Origin of the sequence: Pseudomonas urmiensis (assembly GCF_014268815.2) — a bacterium.
Taxonomy (GTDB): Bacteria; Pseudomonadota; Gammaproteobacteria; order Pseudomonadales; family Pseudomonadaceae; genus Aquipseudomonas; species Aquipseudomonas urmiensis.
The window spans coordinates 2,951,155-2,967,247 of the sequence record NZ_JABWRE020000001.1; the positions used below are offsets into that span (position 1 = coordinate 2,951,155).

General features: G+C 61.3%; 11 protein-coding genes and 5 tRNA genes. 4 read left to right on the plus strand and 12 right to left on the minus strand.

All coding sequences use genetic code 11. The features are described from left to right. Positions 1 to 27 precede the first annotated feature (27 nt). A complete protein-coding gene (locus tag HU737_RS26210; RefSeq protein WP_225915755.1) occupies positions 28 to 282 on the plus strand; it encodes a hypothetical protein in 255 nt (84 codons plus the stop codon). On the opposite strand, the gene HU737_RS13315 is transcribed toward HU737_RS26210, so the two are convergent. The 6 genes from HU737_RS13315 to HU737_RS13340 form a co-directional block, all read right to left on the minus strand. Then, complete coding sequence (locus HU737_RS13315) at positions 261 to 1,040, minus strand: class I SAM-dependent methyltransferase (RefSeq protein WP_186555011.1); 780 nt, start codon at positions 1,038 to 1,040, stop codon at positions 261 to 263. The two genes, HU737_RS26210 and HU737_RS13315, sit on opposite strands and share 22 nt — an antisense overlap. Positions 1,041 to 1,322: 282 nt before the next feature. Continuing rightward, positions 1,323 to 1,407 (minus strand) — tRNA-Leu (locus tag HU737_RS13320). Positions 1,408 to 1,465: 58 nt separating this feature from the next. Then, positions 1,466 to 1,541 (minus strand) — tRNA-His (locus HU737_RS13325). Between the two features lie 43 nt (positions 1,542 to 1,584). Beyond that, a tRNA-Leu gene (locus HU737_RS13330) sits at positions 1,585 to 1,669 on the minus strand. A gap of 57 nt (positions 1,670 to 1,726) precedes the next feature. Next, positions 1,727 to 1,802, minus strand: a tRNA-His gene (locus tag HU737_RS13335). Between the two features lie 42 nt (positions 1,803 to 1,844). Next, positions 1,845 to 1,921 (minus strand) — tRNA-Arg (locus HU737_RS13340). A 270-nt stretch (positions 1,922 to 2,191) separates the two neighbouring features. On the opposite strand from HU737_RS13340, the gene folD reads away from it, so the two are divergent. Continuing rightward, positions 2,192 to 3,046: a bifunctional methylenetetrahydrofolate dehydrogenase/methenyltetrahydrofolate cyclohydrolase FolD gene (gene folD / locus HU737_RS13345; protein WP_186555012.1), complete on the plus strand. Its 855-nt coding sequence runs from the start codon at positions 2,192 to 2,194 to the stop codon at positions 3,044 to 3,046. Between the two features lie 142 nt (positions 3,047 to 3,188). On the opposite strand, the gene HU737_RS13350 is transcribed toward folD, so the two are convergent. From HU737_RS13350 to HU737_RS13375, 6 genes are read right to left on the minus strand one after another with little or no spacing between them, the layout of a single operon-like run. Continuing rightward, positions 3,189 to 4,925: an ABC transporter substrate-binding protein gene (locus HU737_RS13350; RefSeq protein ID WP_186555013.1), complete on the minus strand. Its 1,737-nt coding sequence runs from the start codon at positions 4,923 to 4,925 to the stop codon at positions 3,189 to 3,191. Between the two features lie 35 nt (positions 4,926 to 4,960). Continuing rightward, on the minus strand, positions 4,961 to 5,233 hold the full coding sequence (locus HU737_RS13355) for a DUF2160 domain-containing protein (protein ID WP_186555014.1): 273 nt from the start codon (positions 5,231 to 5,233) through the stop codon (positions 4,961 to 4,963). 12 nt (positions 5,234 to 5,245) lie between these two features. Beyond that, positions 5,246 to 6,046 (minus strand): carbohydrate ABC transporter permease, encoded by an 801-nt coding sequence (locus HU737_RS13360; RefSeq protein WP_186555015.1) that lies wholly within the window; start codon positions 6,044 to 6,046, stop codon positions 5,246 to 5,248. Positions 6,047 to 6,050: 4 nt separating this feature from the next. Continuing rightward, on the minus strand, positions 6,051 to 6,914 hold the full coding sequence (locus tag HU737_RS13365; RefSeq protein ID WP_186555016.1) for a carbohydrate ABC transporter permease: 864 nt from the start codon (positions 6,912 to 6,914) through the stop codon (positions 6,051 to 6,053). Next, positions 6,911 to 8,008 (minus strand): ABC transporter ATP-binding protein, encoded by a 1,098-nt coding sequence (locus HU737_RS13370; RefSeq protein WP_186555017.1) that lies wholly within the window; start codon positions 8,006 to 8,008, stop codon positions 6,911 to 6,913. Before HU737_RS13370 ends, HU737_RS13365 begins: the two co-directional genes overlap by 4 nt. Then, complete coding sequence (locus HU737_RS13375; RefSeq protein ID WP_186555018.1) at positions 8,008 to 9,102, minus strand: ABC transporter ATP-binding protein; 1,095 nt, start codon at positions 9,100 to 9,102, stop codon at positions 8,008 to 8,010. The genes HU737_RS13370 and HU737_RS13375 overlap by 1 nt, the downstream gene beginning before the upstream one ends. 234 nt (positions 9,103 to 9,336) lie before the next feature. Between HU737_RS13375 and HU737_RS13380 the strand changes: the two genes are divergently transcribed. Beyond that, positions 9,337 to 11,142, plus strand: coding sequence for a sigma-54-dependent Fis family transcriptional regulator (locus HU737_RS13380; protein WP_186555019.1), 1,806 nt, complete (start codon positions 9,337 to 9,339; stop codon positions 11,140 to 11,142). A gap of 68 nt (positions 11,143 to 11,210) precedes the next feature. After that, complete coding sequence (locus HU737_RS13385) at positions 11,211 to 16,055, plus strand: dermonecrotic toxin domain-containing protein (protein WP_186555020.1); 4,845 nt, start codon at positions 11,211 to 11,213, stop codon at positions 16,053 to 16,055. Positions 16,056 to 16,093: the final 38 nt, after the last annotated feature.

Consider the following 16,093-nt stretch of genomic DNA (forward strand, 5'->3'; position numbering starts at 1 on the left):
GCTAGGCTGCGAGGAGGTCGCCCAGGCATGCCCGTCCCCCTCGAGATAGACCCGCAACGCACCCGGGCGCAGCGCGCCGACTGGAGCGCTTATGACCAGTGGAAAATCCGCAGTGGCCAGCACCTCGACCGTGCGCCGGTGCTCGCCAGCAAGCGCTTCAAGCGCCTCACGAGGCGATTGGCAAGCCACCAACAAGAGGCAGGCAAGCAGCACCGACAACCGACCACCAGCGCAGCCTGTCAGCGCACGCCACTCCTCCTTCACACGAAGCTGATATTGTGACGCTGCGCGCCATACACCACACGCGCCGCCGTGATCAGTTGATGTGGGATTTCGACATAGGGCACATCAGAGTTGGCCAGTGCCATATCGACAAGCTGTACCAGCATCGAGTTACGGCGCACCAGGATCACATCCGACCAATCGGTGTTGGTCATTGCCACAGGAATGAAGTCTGAACGCTTGAGGAAGCTACCCAGCGCCTCGAGTACGCCCAGATTCTGCTTGGTGCCGTTCTCACTGTGACAGCAGTCATTGAGCATCATGATGCCATCTTCACCCAGGAACTCCTGATAGCGCATCATGTCGCGCAGCACGTATTCATACTGGTGATTGGCATCGACATAGACCAGGTCGAACTGCTGGATACCGGTTTGCTGGCGAACCTTCTCGATCCCACCAATGGTATCGGAGCGAATCATCGTCACCTCGGGCATATCGACAAACTTCGCTGCGCACTCGTCGTAGAGCCTGTCCCAGGTCGATTCATCGTGCAATGAGCCACCATAGTAGTACTCATAGGCATCGACCGGGCTGACCCACGACGGCAGCTCCTCGAATGGACTGTAGGCCTCGTTGGAGGCCTTGCTCCAGCTATCGATCAAAACCATGCGCTCTGGCGCCAGGGCTGCGCGCAGCTTCAACGCATTCTCCCCGCGCAACACACCCAACTCCGCCACCACCGGACGCTTGTCCAACGCTTGAAATACCGCGCCAAGCAGGCTGTAAAAGTTTTCTCGGGTCGCGCTGCAGACTTTCATGGTCAGTTCCTTTTTTTACACGAGGGACGCAGCCGGCAGGCTGGCGAGGTGACATTCGCAAGCAAGAATCCGACCAACCCAAGCAAACTCATAGAACAGCCGAAAAGCCAGGCACGATCAGGCCTGCAGCCTTGCGCACCCATAATCGCTAGCGCCAGGCGAATGACGGTAACGCCAAAAAAAACACTGAACAGGACACTGCCAGAACAAAAAAAATGCCGCACATGGCGGCATTTTTTTAGAGCCCTCACACGCGCTCGATGGCCGTTGAAAGCAGGGGAATGGTGCGGACGAAGAGACTCGAACTCTTACAGCTTGCGCCGCTGGAACCTAAATCCAGTGTGTCTACCAATTTCACCACGTCCGCGTGAAGCAGATAAAACAAAAGGCGCCTGATTATACAATCAAGGCGCCTTCGAAAAATATGGGGTGGACGATGGGAATCGAACCCACGACAACCGGAATCACAATCCGGCGCTCTACCAACTGAGCTACGCCCACCATATTGCGGTGTTGCAGTGTTGCATTGAAGCTTACAGAAACATGGTGCGGACGAAGAGACTCGAACTCTTACAGCTTGCGCCGCTGGAACCTAAATCCAGTGTGTCTACCAATTTCACCACGTCCGCGTGTAACACTTAAAACAAAGGCGCCAGATCCAACAATCAAGGCGCCTTTGCAGAATATGGGGTGGACGATGGGAATCGAACCCACGACAACCGGAATCACAATCCGGCGCTCTACCAACTGAGCTACGCCCACCATATCGCGCTACAACTTCACTTGCGTGCCTATGCCGCCTAATGGCGCACCCGGCAGGACTCGAACCTGCGACCATCCGCTTAGAAGGCGGATGCTCTATCCAGCTGAGCTACGGGCGCATAAGCATGCCGCCTGACCGAATGAGGCTTATCAGTCAAGCTGTTAAACCACTCATTCTGCCCGACTTAGCCAACCAGTGCTAGGCTGTGCCCGACAAGTGCGCCGAATGTTATAGACGAGCTGCAAAAGCGTCAACCTCTTTCTCTAAAAAATTTAAATTATTGAAGGGGTTAGGGGATTTGCCCGACCACCCGCCTTTGCCCTCGCGCCGTGTCGTGCGAGAATGCGCGCTTCTATATGTTCCTTTCTCGATGGTTAATCACGCGTCTATGACTGCACACCTTATCGATGGCAAGGCGATCGCCGCCAGCCTGCGCCAGCAGATCGCTCAACGTGTCGTGGAGCGTCGCCAGCAAGGCCTGCGTACGCCAGGCCTGGCGGTGATCCTGGTCGGCACCGATCCCGCTTCCCAAGTCTATGTATCGCACAAGCGCAAGGACTGCGAGGAGGTCGGCTTCATTTCCCAGGCCTTCGACCTGCCTAGCGATACCACGCAGCAAGCCCTGACCGAGCTGATCGATCGCCTCAATGACGATGCAGCGGTCGACGGCATCCTGCTGCAACTGCCGCTGCCGGCACACCTGGACGCCTCGCTGCTGCTCGAGCGCATCCGTCCGGACAAAGACGTCGATGGCTTCCATCCTTATAACGTCGGTCGTCTGGCCCAACGTATCCCGCTGCTGCGCCCGTGCACGCCCAAAGGCATCATGACCTTGCTGGAAAGCACCGGGCAGGATCTGTATGGGATGAACGCGGTCGTAGTGGGCGCTTCGAACATCGTTGGCCGGCCAATGGCCATGGAACTGCTGCTGGCCGGCTGCACCGTGACCGTCACCCACCGCTTTACCAAGGACCTGGCCGGCCACGTCGGCCGCGCCGACCTGGTGGTGGTGGCTGCTGGCAAGCCAGGCCTGGTCAAGGGTGAGTGGATCAAGCAAGGCGCCATCGTCATCGACGTCGGCATCAACCGCCAGGAAGACGGCAAGCTGGTGGGCGACGTGGTCTATGAGACTGCCCTGCCCCGCGCAGGCTGGATCACCCCGGTACCGGGCGGCGTGGGCCCGATGACCCGGGCGTGCTTGCTGGAGAACACACTGTTTGCCGCCGAAGAGCTGCATAAGTGAGTTGAATAGAGAACGGCACCTTTAGCAGGTGCCGTTTTTTTATGCACTGAATTTCATGCAGCCCTCACCGGCCTCATCGCGGGGCAAGCCCGCTCCCACGCAGAACGCTCTGCGCCTTGGCACGTACAGCATCACCCTCAAGTCACTTACGCGCCGCCTCCCACGACTTGAGCAACTCGCTGTAGCTCACCGTCTCGCCCTTGGGCTTCTCGTTCTCAAGCTTAGGCTTGGGTGCACCCGGCTGGTCGAACCAATACTGGGCATCTTTCTCCGGATTGAGCTTGGGCGCACAGGTCGCCTGCGCCTTGGAGCGTTCAAGCCGTTCAAGCATGCGGTCCTGATCGCGGGCCAGGCCATCGAGCGCCTGCTGCGGAGTCTTCTCGCCACTGGCCACTTCGGCGATATGGCTCCACCACAACTGGGCCAGGCGCGGGTAATCCGGGACGTTGGTGCCGGTCGGCGTCCACTGCACCCGGGCCGGGCTGCGGTAGAACTCCACCAAGCCGCCAAGTTTGGGCGCAAGCTCGGTCATGGCCTGGGAATTGATGTCCGACTCACGAATTGGCGTCAGGCCGACGATGGTCTTTTTCAACGATACGGTCTTGGAAGTGACGAACTGCGCATACAGCCAGGCCGCCAAGCGCTGCTTCTCGGGAGTGGATTTGAAGAACGTCCAGGAGCCTGTGTCCTGGTAACCGAGCTTCATCCCCTCCTCCCAGTACGGCCCCTTCGGCGAAGGCGCCATGCGCCACTTCGGCGTACCGTCGGCGTTGACTACCGGCAGGCCGGGCTTGGTCATGTCCGCGGTAAACGCGGTGTACCAGAAGATCTGCTGAGCGATGTTGCCTTGCGCAGGCACCGGGCCTGCCTCGGAGAAGGTCATGCCCTGGGCTTCCTTGGGCGCATAGGCTCGCATCCAGTCGACATATTTCTGGGTCGCATAGACCGCCGCTGGGCCGTTGGTGTCGCCACCCCGAGTAACGCTGGAACCAACCGGATGACAGTCCTCAACGCGTATCCCCCACTCGTCCACCGGCAGGCCATTGGGCAGGCCCTTGTCGCCGCCGCCGGCCATGGAGAACCAGGCGTCAGTGAAGCGCCAGCCCAACGATGGGTCTTTCTTGCCGTAGTCCATGTGGCCATAGACGCGCTTGCCGTCGATCTCCTTGACGTCCTCGGTGAAGAACTTGGCGATGTCCTCGTAGGCCGACCAGTTCACCGGCACACCCAGTTCGTAGCCGTACTTCTCCTTGAACTTGGCCTTGAGCTCGGGGCGATCGAACCAGTCAGCGCGGAACCAGTACAAGTTGGCGAACTGCTGGTCGGGCAGTTGGTAGACCTTGCCGTCTGGCGCTGTGGTGAACGAGATGCCGATGAAGTCTTGCAGATCCAGGGTCGGCGAGGTGTAGGCCTTGCCTTCGTTGGCCATCATGTCGGTAATCGATTCGACCTTGCCGTAGCGAAAATGGGTACCGATCAAGTCGGAGTCGTTGACCCAGCCGTCATAAATATTCTTGTCCGACTGCATCTGGGTCTGCAGCTTTTCCACCACATCGCCTTCTTGCAGCAGGTCGTGGGTCAGCGCAATCCCAGTGATCTCACTGAAGGCCTTGGCCAGTACCTTGGACTCGTACTCGTGGGTGGTGATGGTTTCCGAAACCACGTTGATCTTCATCCCACGGAACGATTCGGCGGCTTTGATAAACCACTTGAGTTCGTCCATCTGCTGCTGCGGGGTCAGGGTCGAGGGCTTGAATTCGCTGTCGATCCATTTCTTCGCCGCGTCCTCGTACTGATCGGCCCAGGCGTTGCCCTGCAGCCCTAGCACAAGTACCGCGGCCAGGGTCAAATGTCGCCGCTTGTTGTCGTTATCGAACATTGTGATCTCCCGATTGAGTTATTCCACGGCGCCAGTCATCCCCAGCGCAGCACCAGCACCAGCCAAGCCAGCGACAACAGCGAGGCCACCCACAACGGCCAGTCGCTGACCCCAATTATCAATAGGTGCAGGTAGGCACTGGCCAGCAAACCGATGAACAGCCGGTCGCCACGGGTGGTGACAATCGGCAGAAAACCACGCCGCTCGATGCACGGCCGGCGCAGCTCAAGCACGGTCATGCCCAACAGCATCAGGCCCACTGCGATGAAAAACAGCGCAGTGGGCAAGGTCCAGGCCATCCACTCCATCGCGTCGCCCTCCTACACCCGGCCCAAGGCGAAGCCCTTGGCCACATGGTTACGGACAAACCAGATCACCAGCATGCCTGGCAGGATCGTCAGCACCCCGGCGGCGGCTAGCACCCCCCAGTCGATGCCCGAGGCCGACACGGTGCGAGTCATCACCGCGGCGATCGGCTTGGCGTTGACCGAGGTCAAGGTGCGCGCCAGCAGCAATTCGACCCAGGAAAACATGAAGCAGAAAAACGCCGTCACACCGATCCCCGAGCCGATCAGCGGGATGAAAATCTTCACAAAAAAACGCGGGAAGCTATAACCGTCGATGTAGGCGGTTTCGTCGATTTCCTTGGGCACGCCGGACATGAAGCCTTCCAGGATCCACACCGCCAGCGGCACGTTGAACAGGCAGTGCGCCAGGGCCACGGCGATATGGGTGTCGAACAGGCCGATCGAGGAATACAGCTGGAAGAACGGCAGCAAGAACACCGCCGGTGGTGCCATGCGGTTGGTCAACAGCCAGAAGAACAGGTGCCGGTCGCCGAGAAAGCGGTAGCGCGAGAAGGCATACGCAGCCGGCAGCGCCACTGCCAGCGAGATCAGGGTATTCAGGCACACGTAGTACAGCGAGTTGAGGTAGCCGGTGTACCAGCTGGGGTCAGTGAAGATCACCTTGTAGTTATCCAGGGTGAATGCCTCTGGCCACAAGGTCAGGCCGCCGAGGATCTCGCTGTTGGGCTTGAACGACATGTTCAGCAGCCAATAGATCGGCACCAGCAGGAAGAAGAAGTACAGCAGCAAGGGCACTGTCTTGCGCAGGGTCATCGGCCTAGTCCTTGTCGGCATGGGTCATGGCCGTGTAGAACAGCCACGACACCAGCAGGATGATCAGGAAATACACCAGCGAGAACGCCGCTGCCGGGCCTAGGTCGAACTGCCCCACGGCCATGCGCGTCAGGGTCTGACTGAGGAAGGTGGTGGCATTGCCGGGGCCGCCGCCGGTGAGCACGAAAGGCTCGGTGTAGATCATGAAGCTGTCCATGAAACGCAGCATTACCGCGATCAGCAGCACATTCTTCAGCTTGGGCAATTGGATATGCCGAAACACCGCCCAGGCCGAGGCGCGGTCGATGCGCGCAGCCTGGTAATACACATCGGGGATCGCGCGCAGGCCCGAGTAGCACAGCAGCGCGACCAGTGAAGTCCAGTGCCAGACATCCATCACCAGCACCGTGACCCAGGCATCGAAGGGGTTACCGGCATAGTTGTAGTTCACCCCCAACTGCGCCAGGGTAGCCCCGAGCAGGCCGATATCGGCGCGGCCGAAGATCTGCCAGATGGTGCCCACCACGTTCCATGGAATCAGCAGCGGGATGGCCATCACGATCAGGCACACCGAGGCCATGCGGCCTTTGGTCGGCATGGTCAGGGCGATGGCGATGCCCAGCGGGATCTCGATCAGCAGCACGCAACCGGAATAGATGAACTGACGCAACAGCGCGTCGTGCAGGGCCGGATCTCGCAGCACCTGGCGATACCAGTCGGTGCCGACGAAGTAGCGATTGGACTGATCGAAGATGTCCTGCAGCGAATAGTTGACCACGGTCATCATCGGGATCACCGCGCTGAACGCGACCAGCAGGAACACCGGCAGCACCAACCACCAGGCCTTGTTGTTCGGCACCTTGTTCATGGCGCCAGCTCCAGCAGCAGATCATCGACATAGAGCATCAACCACTGGCTCGGCAAGCTGACCCAGGCGCGTCCCTGTGGCACCGGCCGATCTTCTGGCATACGCGCCTTGAGCGGGGTGCCGGCCAAATCGAGCGTGACAATGCGGTAGGTGCCCAAATCCTCCACATCCACCACAAGCGCCTCGAAGGTATCGTCCAGCGGCCGCTCCCAAACCTGCACGAATTCCGGCCTGATACCCACCTGCAGGCGCCCGCCCGGCTGCTCCGCCAGACGCTCGCGCAAGCCTGCTGGCAGCGTTAGGTGGACGTCGCCAAAACCCACCCCATCGGCCTGCGCGCGCACCTCGATCAGGTTCATCCCGGGGCTACCGATGAAGTAGCCGACAAAGGTGTGCCGCGGGCGCTCGAACAGCTCACGCGGGGTGCCGAACTGGACGATCCGTCCGCCATGCATCACCGCAATCTTGTCGGCGAAGGTCGAGGCCTCCAGCTGATCATGGGTGACGTAGATCATGGTGATGTTGAACTGCTCATGGATCTGCTTGAGCTTGCGCCGCAGCTTCCACTTCAGGTGCGGGTCGATCACCGTCAGCGGCTCGTCGAAGAGGATCGCCGAGACGTCATCACGCACCAGGCCACGCCCCATGGAAACTTTCTGCTTCTCGTCGGCGCTGAGGTTGCGCGCTTTCTTTTTCAGTACCTCAGCCAGGTCGAGCACCTCGGCGATCTCCGCCACCCGCGCGCGCACCCGGGTTTCGTCCAGGCCCTGGTTGCGCAGGGGAAAGGCCAGGTTGTCGAACACGCTCATGGTGTCGTAGACAACCGGGAACTGAAACACCTGGGCGATGTTGCGCTGCTGCGGCGACAGTTCATTGACCGGTTTGCCGTCGAACAGCACCTCGCCCTGGGAGGGGCTGAGCAAACCGGAAATGATGTTGAGCAAGGTCGACTTGCCGCAGCCCGACGGCCCAAGCAAGGCATAGGCCCCACCCTGCTCCCAGACATGCTCCAGCTCATGCAAGGCATAGTCGGCCGATGAGCGTGGCTGGCGGCTGTAGCTGTGAGCCAACTGGCGCAAACGAATCTCGGCCATCAGGCGCTCCTCGCTTCGCGCAGGCCAGGCGCCTGCACCAGTGCTCCGGCGCTGTCGAAGACGAACAGCTTGTGGGTCGGGACAAATACACGAATGGCCGTGTCGACCTGATACTCGTGCACACCGGGCAGGTGCAGAATCATTCGCCAGTGCTCGTTGCGCACATGCAGGAAGGTTTCCGAGCCACTGATTTCGGCCAACTCCACCAGCACCGGCAACTCCAGGTCATCGTCATGCGCCGGCACTAGCGTGATATGGCTGGGACGCACGCCGAAGCGGTACTGGCCATCGCCCAGCCGGCGCAGGTCGGCGTTGCGGGCAAAGTGCACCGCGCCGGCCAGGCTGACTTCGTTACCGGCGATCTGCCCGGGCACCAGATTGATCGGCGGTTCGGAAAACAGCTCGGCGGCCAGCTCGTTACACGGGTGGTGGTAGACCTCGGCGCTGGCTGCACTCTGGATAATCCGCCCTCGATCAACCAGGGTCGTGGTACCGCCCAAGGCCAACGCTTCGTTCGGCTCGGTGGTGGCGTACACGGCAATGCAGTTGCGTGCGGCGAACAGCTCGCGCAACTCCTGGCGCAGCCCCTCGCGCAACTTGTAGTCGAGGTTGACCAACGGCTCGTCGAACAGGATCAGCGAGGCGTCCTTGACCAGCGCACGGGCCATCGCCGTGCGCTGCTGCTGGCCGCCGGACAGCTCCAACGGCAAGCGCTGCAGATACGCCTCGATGCGCAGCATCTGCGCCGTTTCCTGCACCCGCCGACGAATTTCGTCCTCCGCCAGACGTGCCTGGCGCAAGGGCGAGGCGATGTTCTCGAAGACCGTCAGGGTCGGGTAATTGATGAACTGCTGATAGACCATCGACACGTTGCGCTGACGCACCGGCACGCCGGTAACGTCTTGGCCATTGATCAGCACCCGACCACGATCAGGCCGATCGAGCCCGGCCATGAGGCGCATCAGGCTGGTCTTGCCGGCCAGGGTGCGACCCAACAGCACGTTGAACGAGCCGGGTTCGAAACGCAGGCTGGCATCGACAATCCAAGGCTGGTTGTCGACGCTGCGGCTGACCTGCTCAAGCACCAGGGACATGGCGTGGCCTTTTGTCGTTGTTGTGCGCAGACCAGAGCCAGATCCGTGCCAGGCCAGGGGCGAGGGCTCTATCACCGAGCCGCGAGGCATCAACGCTGGTTGCCAGCACAAGCCGACTGAACACCAATGAACAGTTTCGCTGCACAACTGAACAGACCCGGCATTGACAATGAACAGCGCTGAACAACACTGAACTGCGGTCGGCACAAAACAACAATCACACAGGACAGGCCCATGGCCGCATCCGCATCGACCCATGCCCAATTGATCCAGGCCTCCTGGGCGCGTTGCCGCGAGCACGGCCTGGCGCCCCACGGCGCGCCGGATTTCGACTGCCTAACCCCCGTGCAACTGAACGCCCTGCTCGAACGCCAGCACGCCCTGCTGCGCGTAACCCGAGATGAGGTCATGCCGCAATACAGCCACCTGTTGGGCAACTCCAGCTATCTGGTCATGCTCGCCGATGCCGCTGGCTGCCTGCTGCAGACCTGGGGTACGCAGCGTTTTGTCGAGCCGCGCCAACAACATGGTTTCTGCCCTGGAGCCTGCTGGCGCGAGCAAGGCGTGGGGACCAATGCCCTGGGCACCGCGCTGATCTGCGGCGAAGCCATACATGTCAGCCAGGACGAGCACTTCCTGCGCCAGAATCGCTACATGGCCAGCGCCGCTGCGCCGTTGTTCGATGCCGAGCGAGGCCTGATTGGCGTGCTCGATGTGGCCAGCGATGGTTATCTGCCCGCCGCTCAAACCCTGGGCCTGGTGCGCATGATGAGCCAGAGCCTGGAGAACCGGCTGATCCTCGCCCGGCATGCCGATCAATTGCACCAGCTGCTGTTCAACAGTGGTCCGGATAACCTCGACAGCTCATGGGCCGGCCTGCTGCTGTTCGACGAACACGGTCGGGTACTGGCCGCCAACCACCGGGCCGATAGCCTGCTGGGCCGGGTGCCGCTGCAGCACAATCTGGAGCAGCTGTTCCAGATCCCGCTACGCGAGATCCTGGCGCAAGCCGAGGGCCAGCCGTTTGCCTTGCAAGCGACCGGGCGCAACCGCTTGCATTGCCAATGGCACGCCCCACGCAAGCCGCGCACTGGTCAGCGCAGCGGCAACTGCGACCCGCGTGTGGAGAAGGCCTTGGCCCAGGCTGGGCTACTGCTGGAAAAGGACATCCCGGTGCTGGTCCAGGGCGAAACGGGCGTCGGCAAAGAAGTCTTCGTGCAAGCCCTGCACCGCGCCAGCAGCCGTGCCCAGCAACCACTGGTGGCGGTCAACTGTGCAGCGATCCCAGCCGAGCTGGTGGAGTCGGAACTGTTCGGTTATGACAAAGGCGCCTTTACCGGTGCCCACCACAAAGGCAACCCTGGGCTGATCCGCAAGGCCCACCTGGGCATCCTGTTTCTCGATGAGATCGGCGACATGCCACTGGCCACCCAAGCTCGTCTTCTGCGGGTGCTGCAATCGCGCAGCATTCAACCGCTGGGCAGCGCTGAGCCGGTAGCGGTGGACATCAGGGTGGTTTCGGCGAGTAATCGCGACCTGGCCGTGCAAGTGCGCGACGGCTCATTTCGCCAAGACCTCTACTATCGCATCGCTGGCCTGAGCCTGACACTGCCAGCGCTGCGCGAGCGTAGCGATAAGCGTCAGTTGATCGAGCAACTGCATGCCCGCTATTGCGAGGCTGGGCAACCCCAGCAGCTGACTGCCCAAGTGATGGAGGTTTTGCTCAACCACCCCTGGCCTGGCAACCTGCGGCAACTGAGCAGCGTGCTGCAAGTGGCACTGGCACTCGCTGGCACCGCTGCGATCAGCATCGAACACCTACCACAAGGTTTTGCTGAACCACACTCTGGTCCTTCAGAAAGTTGCGCGTTGCCAGGCAATGCGCCGGCAACCGGCAGCCTGGTTGAACTGCTGCGCTCGGCTAACGGCAACCTCTCCTCGCTGGCCCGCAGCCTGGGTATCAGCCGCACCACCTTATACAAGCGCTTGCGTGAGCAAGGTGTCGAGCCCGCCCACTCAAGCCTTGTCCGGCACAGGTAGTAACCGGATACACAACCCCGGCACTGGCGTTTGCTTAGCCTCGCTGCTCCACACACCAGGAGCAGCTCATGTCTCACGCACTGCCTCATCACCTTGCCTTGATCCATCAACGAATGCCGAGTTGGCTGCAACAGAGCACCCTTGCGCAGCGCAGCACGCTGAAAAGCCGTCTGCAGCTCAGTCATAAGGCCACCCGCAAGCTGGAGCAGGCCATGGCCTCTATCCAATCGGTCGAGACTTTCTGCCGGCCACTGCTGCACGACGCTCTTAAGTCCTGGTATCCCGGCCAGACGCTGCCCCAGGTTGACCAAGCAGTACTCAGCGATCGCACCCCGGGCCATCACCGATCGATGTCCTGGTTGGAGGCCGCTTTGCAAAACCTGAAGCCGGACACGCCAATTTGGCTTTATCCTTCAGCCGATGGCGCGCGGATGGCGCTGGATACGAGCAGGTTCGTCAAGGGCATCCGCAACCTTGACCTGGGCCAGCGCTATCTGAACCACCTGCGCGATCATGTCGACAACGACATTTTTCGCAGCCTGTTGCGCGCCCAGGACCACGCCGCTTTTGCCGCCGAGCTCAGCTGCGCACAGATGCAGGGTCGGCTCGACAGCCGGGGGCAAGCGCTGGGCGAAGCCGCCCTGGCAGGAGCGGTCGAGATCCCTTCAGTACACGGCTCGACGCGCCTGCAATGTGGCTACTTGAGCGTCTTAGGCGTACCTCTGAGCGGCCCGCTGCTGGTGCGCCGCGAGCCCCAAGGGCAAACCGAACCCTGCCTTCTTTATTTACCGGGTGATCAGCAGGGCGCAGTGCGCCAGTATCCCTCCTTGCAGGCCGCTGGAGCCGCGCTGACTCGAAGGCTATGGAACACCCACTTTCGCCAATTCTTCACGCGTTACGTCAGCCACGGGCAACGCCCTACTTTTATCGCCCGGCTGCGCCAGAGGCTCTATCCGCGCTATCCCTACGCAACCCTTCATCCCACACCACCGGTACTGGAAAAAGGCCAGTCGTTCAGCTGGATCAAGCGTGCGTTTCCCGCCCCACATGAGCTGTGGCAGGAAACCTTGGACAAAAATGCCCGCCTGAGCCTGACGTTCACTCAGTGGCCCGGCAACTGCTTCACTGCCCGCGCCAGCAACCAAGTTCAGAGCACACTTGACGATGCCGTCACCCTCGCCGTCCCGACCGCGCAATTAGACGCCCAGGCGCAACGCGAGCGAATTCTGGGTTGGTTCGGCGTCGGCCTGACGGTGCTGAACGTGGTCAGTTTGTTCCTTCCAGGCCTTGCTCAAGTCATGTTGGTGATAGGAGGCGCGCAGATCGTCAACGAATTTCTCGAAGGGGTCCACGCCCTCGAGGAAGGTGAAACGGATGCGGCCATCGAGCATCTCTTCGAGGTGTTCGATAGCCTGGTGCAGTTCGCTGTACTGGGGGCTGCACATGCGGCAATCGAACCGCCTGGTCCGCTGGAGCACTGGACAAGCTTTGCCGGCAAATCAAGTTCACGCTTGTGGCACGGCGATCTCAAGCCTTTCATCGAGCTAACCCCATGGCCCGCCGGCACCGCCAGCGACGGCCAAGGCCCGCACCTTTGGCAAGGCAAGCACTGGCTAAGCCTCGAGGGCAAGGCATTGCCCGTGGAGCAAAACCCTGAAGGTGGCTGGCAATTGGCGCCTGCCAAGGGCCATCGGTATCAACCGCGAATGCTCGGTAACGGCCAAATACCCTGGCAGTTTGAACACGAGCAACCTTTGGCCTGGAATACCGCCAAGTTGCTCAGGCGTATCGCCAGGTGCGAGCCTGCGGTGAGCGATGAAACCCTGTTGCGCGCGCTGCGCTGCAGTGGCTACAGCGAAGCGGCGCTACGCCGCGTGATGGTCGATCAGCAAGCCGCGCCCGCCATGCTGCTCGACAGCCTGCAAGCGCTGGATGCAACGGGTGCAGCGGGGCCTGAGAGCCGCTGGACAGACGCCAGCGCACTGGCGCACGACTTCCCATCGCTAAGCTCAAGGGCCCGCGCTGAGATCCTGGCCAAGGCTGATGCCAAGGACGTCACGCAGATGCAACAGAGCGGCCGGCTGCCCTTGTCGATCGCCGAAACGGCCCGAGTGTATTTGCGTGAAGCGCGCATCGACCGCGCTTTGCAGCGCTTTTATCAACAAAGCGGCCCAGCCCAGGACCGTGATGCGTTGATCTTCGGCACGCTTGAGCAACTACCCGGCTGGACCAACGATGTGCGCCTCGAACTGCGCCAAGGCAGCCCACATGGCCCGCTGCTCAAGGCCTGCGGCGCCGAGGGCCGGCCGGTCAAAACCCTGGTGCGCAGCGCGCAGGGCTACCAACCCTATGATGAACGCGGCCAAGCCCTGGCTAGCAAGATGACTATCTACCAGGCGATTCTCAACGCACTGCCCGATACCGAGCGGGTCGCAATGAAACTTGAGATTCATCAACCGCTGCGCCTGCGCGATGCGTTGTTCGAAAAGGCCTCGATAGATCGGCGGCATACCGCCAGGCAACTGGGGCTGGCGCCAGTGCGCCCCTTGTACCGCCTACCAACGCGGCTGCCACAAGAGCGCCGTATCGGTTACTCACTCAGCGGCCGCGGCCAAGGCTGGACAACTGATGAGCAAGCGTTTGATGCGCTGTTTCCCAGCCGCGAGCCGCAAGATCGTGAATGGTTACGTCAGCGCTTGCGCGAGGAAGCAGGCAACAGCCCAGGCGCGTTCAGTAGATTGCTGGAACGTCTACGCACCGACCTGCAACGGCTCAACCGCACGCTCGATACCTGGATCAACGATCCCGAGGGCATCGCAGTAGGCGCGCTTGAGCAAAGAAGGGCCACACGTACCGAGGCTGCGCGGCGGATACGCCAAGCCTGGCGCCGGGAGGGCCAGCCGGGTGATGTGGGGCTGATCCTGCAGGCAGAGCACCTGGGCCCGCTACCCAACCTGCCAAGCCAACTCGAACACGTCAGGGTGCTCATGGTCAACGGTTCACACAGCGGCGAAGCGATGAACATGGAGGGCTTTCTGCAAGCCTTCCCGCGGGTTCAGCTACTGGACATTTCCTCCAATATGCTGCGCTGGCTGCCTGAGCCCATCGCCCAGATGCGCGAGTTGCAAGCATTAGATGTCGCGGAGAACTTCCTCCCGCTCGATGGCGAACGAAACCTCAATGTGCTGACTCGTCTGGCGCGGCTACAGCGCCTGAACCTGACCGATGCCGCTGAAAATCTTCCGGTTGCAGCGCTGCAACGACTAGCGCAGTTGCAACACCTGCAAGCGCTGCAACTCGACCTTAACACCCTGACCCTGCAAACCGAGCATTTCCAAGCCTTGCACGGCTGGCCTGCACTGAGCGAACTGAGCCTCGGCTCCAATGCCATCACCTTGACCGCCGAAAGCCGCGCAGCACTCGCTCAATTGACTCGCCTGCGCTCGCTGCGCTTGGGGGAAAACCCATTGCAGCTGGCACCCGATGTAACCGGTTGGCAGCACCTGGAGTCTTTGGATCTCGATCAGTGTGAACTCAGCGAGTGGCCCCAGGGTTTGCCGGATCTTATGGGCCAACGCCCGCTGGTACTGCGGTCACTGGACCTGAGCGGCAACCGCTTGGTCGATGCGCCCGCGCTGCATGACAGCGCATTTGCCGAAGCGATCCGCAACCGTGAAGAGCAGACGTTCTACGACTTCGACGGCAACCCATTCAACGAACAAGCCCAAGTCAATTTGCGTGATGCAGCTCTAGCGGCCATTCCCGACCTGGACGCACTTGACGTATCGCCCGAGCAAGCCTGGGCTATAGAGCTTCCCGACGACTTGCAAGCGCAGCGTCAAGCCAACGCCGAGGACCCCATGTGGGCACCGCTGTACCGGTTGTTCGAGCGCATGGTAGATACGCCGGAATATGTCGCCAGCCCACCTCGGATGCGCGAACGGATCGTGCATATCCTGCGTGTGCTAGGCCTGCAACCGGTTGCCGGCGAAGACGGCGGTTGGGGATTGGCGCAATTGCAGCAACAGTTGGTCAACCAGATCGATGCCGCCGCCCAAGCGTGCGTTGATCAGGCCAGTCTGCTGTTCCAGCAAGTAGAAACAGAGGTATCGATCTGGCGCGCCGTCTCTACCGCCCAAGCAGGTGCTGGCGACGAGGCCGTGGCGGTATCCGTGGCCACCGCCATGGCGCGCCAGAGCCGCCTGGATGGGCAAGTCGCCGCCGTGTACGACGCCCGCGTCGCTCGGCGTAACGCATTGGCAGCCGCAGAAGACGACGCAGCGCGCCAGGCGGCTCCCGTCTTGCACCCTGATGACGATCTGAGCGACGCGCTGTTGAGCAACCCGCAAAGCCCGCTGGATGAAATCGAAATGGCGCTGGTTGCGCGGATCTACCTCGCAGACCGGCTGGGCTTGCCCGAGCAGCCCGGACAGATCGCCTTTGGCTATTTGGCCAACCTCAGCGAGGCGACGCTAGAACGCCTGGCAGTGGCTGTTGAGGGCGAGACAGATGCTCGTTACCTGGCGCACTGGGCCAGCGAGCAACGCTTCTGGCAGGCCTGGATCCGGCGCTTGCGTCCGGTCTCGTTCGAGGCGTTGGCGCGAGACTGGGAAGCGGCTTCGGAGTACTTCAATGAACTCAGCGAGGCAACCTCCAGCCCCGGCCCCTACAGTGGCCCCGCCGTGCCCGAACGCTTTATCGCTGAACTGGAGCGACAAACCCAGGCGGTGCCTGGGCTGGTCTGGCGGATCGACGGCGTGTTGCAACGCATCGATCTGGTTTCCAATCGCTACCCTGGCGAGAGTGGCTTGTATGAGCTGGCAGGCAGGCTGCTGCTAAGCACCCGTCGCCAAGCAGAACACGCGCTTTATGCTCAGCTGGCTGAAGAATTGTTCCACGTGAGCCAAGCCTGACCGGCGCGGCTTTGACAGTGTGCAGCCGATTCGGCTGC

Coding starts and splice junctions, on each gene's coding strand:
- HU737_RS26210 (WP_225915755.1), top strand. CDS start 28: ATGCCCGTCCCCCTCGAGATAGACCCGCAACGCACCCGGGCGCAGCGC.
- HU737_RS13315 (WP_186555011.1), bottom strand. CDS start 1,040: ATGAAAGTCTGCAGCGCGACCCGAGAAAACTTTTACAGCCTGCTTGGC.
- folD (WP_186555012.1), top strand. CDS start 2,192: ATGACTGCACACCTTATCGATGGCAAGGCGATCGCCGCCAGCCTGCGC.
- HU737_RS13350 (WP_186555013.1), bottom strand. CDS start 4,925: ATGTTCGATAACGACAACAAGCGGCGACATTTGACCCTGGCCGCGGTA.
- HU737_RS13355 (WP_186555014.1), bottom strand. CDS start 5,233: ATGGAGTGGATGGCCTGGACCTTGCCCACTGCGCTGTTTTTCATCGCA.
- HU737_RS13360 (WP_186555015.1), bottom strand. CDS start 6,046: ATGACCCTGCGCAAGACAGTGCCCTTGCTGCTGTACTTCTTCTTCCTG.
- HU737_RS13365 (WP_186555016.1), bottom strand. CDS start 6,914: ATGAACAAGGTGCCGAACAACAAGGCCTGGTGGTTGGTGCTGCCGGTG.
- HU737_RS13370 (WP_186555017.1), bottom strand. CDS start 8,008: ATGGCCGAGATTCGTTTGCGCCAGTTGGCTCACAGCTACAGCCGCCAG.
- HU737_RS13375 (WP_186555018.1), bottom strand. CDS start 9,102: ATGTCCCTGGTGCTTGAGCAGGTCAGCCGCAGCGTCGACAACCAGCCT.
- HU737_RS13380 (WP_186555019.1), top strand. CDS start 9,337: ATGGCCGCATCCGCATCGACCCATGCCCAATTGATCCAGGCCTCCTGG.
- HU737_RS13385 (WP_186555020.1), top strand. CDS start 11,211: ATGTCTCACGCACTGCCTCATCACCTTGCCTTGATCCATCAACGAATG.